Source organism: Zoogloea ramigera (assembly GCF_006539865.1).
In the GTDB taxonomy this organism is placed as follows: Bacteria; Pseudomonadota; Gammaproteobacteria; order Burkholderiales; family Rhodocyclaceae; genus Zoogloea; species Zoogloea ramigera.
This window is the reverse complement of record NZ_BJNV01000143.1, coordinates 1-3164: the sequence shown is the minus strand read 5'-3', so window position 1 is coordinate 3164 and position 3164 is coordinate 1. Positions and strand designations below refer to the sequence as shown.

The following is a 3164-nucleotide window of genomic DNA, read 5'->3' as shown; positions in this document are numbered from 1 at the left end:
GCTAGCAAATTATTTTAAGTGTGTTTGTTCAAACGAAAATTCAAATTTAAACTGCGATCCTCTTCCTCCAGATCCACCAAAGCGACTGCTAGAATGCATGAGTTCTCTGCACCCGCAGAGATGACCCGTGTGTCTGCTCAAGCGATAATTCGGTGACTTGACGTTCCCCGCCTCCGCGGGGTTTTTGCCGGGCGGGCGTCAGCCCGAGCCCGCTGGCGTTTTCTCCCGGATCAGTCCGGCCTCGACGTCATAGCGCCAGAGCACAGACCGCGACGCTTCATCATCCTTGCCAGGGGCGAGCGCTCGGCCAACCCAACGCCCCGCCTGCTCTTCGAGCGCCAGCAGCACCGACCACTTTCCCTTGTCCGGCAGGGTTTCCAGGGCTGCCAACACGACAGACTCCCGCTCCGGATCGGTTTCCACCCAACGAGCGCAGATCTGCCGTTCTGCCATGCGCAGACTGCTGTAAGCCCAGGCATGACGGCGTTCGTCATGGTGATTCCACGGCTCCAGGGTGTCATCCACCCAGCGGGCAAGAATGACATTGACAGTGGCCTCTCCCAAACGCGACGGGGTACGGGCGTCGCTCCACCATTCAGTGCCGTCGGCGGTGTAACCACTGGACAGCTTGATGGTGTTCTGCTGGCCTTCGCTGCGGTCCGCCAGGGCTTGACCCTCCGCCTCCCCGCTGCTGGCCAGCAAGGCTTCCGGGACTTCCCCCAAGTCGCCAAATACGCTTTCGACCAGAAAACGCGCATCATCGGGCAAGGCGATCTCCCCCTTCTGCAGCGCCTGGGCTGTCAGCCACAACTGCCCGTGGTGAGGATAAACCCGCGCGGCACGAGGCAGTGTCCGCTTGTACCAGTCCTCTGCAGGGTTTTCGACCCATTCCGGGCCAAACACCCAAAGACAGGGCACACCACGTTGATCCCCGGTGGCAGGATCCAAAAGCCGATTGCCATCGACATCCCGAGGGTGGCGCTGCAGACGACCCGCACGCTGGATCAGGCGATCGATGGGCGCAAGATCTGAAACAACCAAATCCCAATCGGCATCCAGCGATTGCTCGGCCACCTGGGTCGCGATCACCAACTTTCCAGCCCGCCTCTGAGCATCGCTGCCTTTGCCGAAACGGGATAGCACCTGCTCTTCCGTGGCCAGGCGATCACCCAGGGTGAAGCGGGCATGGAAGAGAATCAGCTTTTCAGGGGGCAACTCATCACGGAAGTGGGCGTGAGCTGCCAGCGCATCCGCTACGGTATTGCGCATCCAGCAGACGCAGCGCCCGGCCGTAAGCGCGTCGCGGATGACCGACAACACCTGTGACTCATCGGACACATAGCGCACCGCCAACCGGCGCTTTACTGCATCCCGGGTGGCAATAGGAGTTTCATCCAACCTCGCAGCACAATCCCGCCAAGAGGTGGCGAGTGGAAATGCATCGAGAGAGAGTTGCGGCGCAGACGAGCATCCACGTCCGCGGGCAAAGGCATTCAGCAGGGACTGCTTCATGCGTTCGGGCAGCGTTGCCGAAAGCAGAATAGCGCTACCACCCGCACATGCATGGAAGGTGAGCACCGTTTCCAGTACCCGCTGCATGTAGGCATCGCAAGCGTGCACCTCATCCACAACCAGCACTTTACGGAACAGGCCAAGAAGGCGCAGGCACTGGTGCTTGCTGGTGAGTACCGCCAGCAATGTCTGGTCGATGGTGCCCACACCGGCCGGAGAAAGCAGCGAACGCTTGCCGTGCTCCGCCAACCAGACGGCGCAACGAGCGCCCGCCGTTTCGTCCAGCTGGCGACCATCCGCTTCCGGGTCGATGGCAGGCAGGATTGATGTCGCAAACTCCTCGACCAACCGGCTTTGGCCATGGGAGAGCACCAAACTGGCATCACCGGCAAAAAGCTGCTGGTAGACCTCGGAGATCCGGCCGTACATAGCATTAGCGGTCGCCATGGTGGGCAGCGCAATGAAGAAGCCATCGGCCAAACCAGCCGCCATCAGGCGGTGAGCCAGCATCATGGCCGCTTCGGTCTTGCCGGCGCCGGTCACATCCTCCAGCAGATGGACTTGGGGTTCTGACGACACTGGAACATTGATCGCCCAAGCCTGCAGCGGCGAAGGCTGGGTAATGCCCGGGAAGAAATCCGAGAATTCACGCACCGCCGATGGCCGCGACGTCAAACCCGAGGCCGCCAGCGCCAAGGACGCCCGGGTCTGTGCATGCCCCCAGTACTCACCAATGGGCATCGGAGTCGCACAGTAGGGAAAGTAGCTCTGGTTGGAACCGAGCCAGTCAGCCAACACCACGACACCAGCCAGCCACCAGGAGAGGGTCTGGCTAGCCTGCGCAAAGGTCTCCGCCTCCAGTTGGCTCGCTATTTCAGCGAGTAACTTGCGTGGAACAAGGATGAAGAGGCTGCCGATAAACTGGTCAACGGCGGATCCATCTTCGCGGGCATTGCAGTGCTGCTTCCAATCCCCTCGGCCCAATGCCGGCGGCGTGCCATGGTGGCCTGTGCAAGCCTTCATCCACCAGTCCAGCCCACCAGCCTCCACCAGATCACAGCTATCCAGCCCGAACCACTCCTCGTCAATCGCCTGCTTTTCCAGCCGCTGCTTCCAGAGCAGCCAGCCGAGCGTATCGTGACGCAGCGTGTACGGCTTGCCGGGGTCTGGCGTACGGCCGCGGAGCAGCTGCATCAGATCAGCACGCTGACTTTGAAAAGCTTCGGAGAATTTACCGAGATCATGCAGAGCCAGGAAAAAGATCAACCAACCTTCAAGGGCTTCAGACGTGCAGTCGGGCAAGGCCTTCCGGAGTAATTGCTGCAGTGAAGGACTCTGACGCAGCAACGCCACACCGACGGCAGCAACATCCAGGGAGTGGTAACACAGCAGATGATGGCCACCAGACTTGCCAGCCTTACCCCAGTAAGCGCCTGGCGTTGAACAGGATTCTTGTTCTTGCATGTTCATGTCGATCTATTCACTCGACACGCAATCTACAACAGCATCAAGCCACGTGTAAAAGAGACCTGAGTCCGTGCCTGAACCTCTGAAACCCTATGAATAGCATGGGGTTTAGGCGTTTTTCTGCTCGTCCGGCGGGTAACGTGGGCGGACATTCAAGATAATGTCGAGGTAGCCCCTACCTTTCC

1 protein-coding gene is annotated in these 3164 nt (G+C 60.0%); it reads right to left on the bottom strand.

Features of this window, described 5'->3' with window-relative positions:
• Nucleotides 1–198 precede the first annotated feature (198 nt).
• Nucleotides 199–2982 carry a CRISPR-associated helicase Cas3' gene (cas3, locus tag ZRA01_RS20050; RefSeq protein ID WP_141355136.1) on the bottom strand — a complete coding sequence of 928 codons (2784 nt, stop codon included), beginning with the start codon at nucleotides 2980–2982 and terminating at the stop codon, nucleotides 199–201.
• Between the last annotated feature and the right edge of the window lie 182 nt (nucleotides 2983–3164).

Coding starts and splice junctions, on each gene's coding strand:
- cas3 (WP_141355136.1), bottom strand. CDS start 2,982: ATGAACATGCAAGAACAAGAATCCTGTTCAACGCCAGGCGCTTACTGG.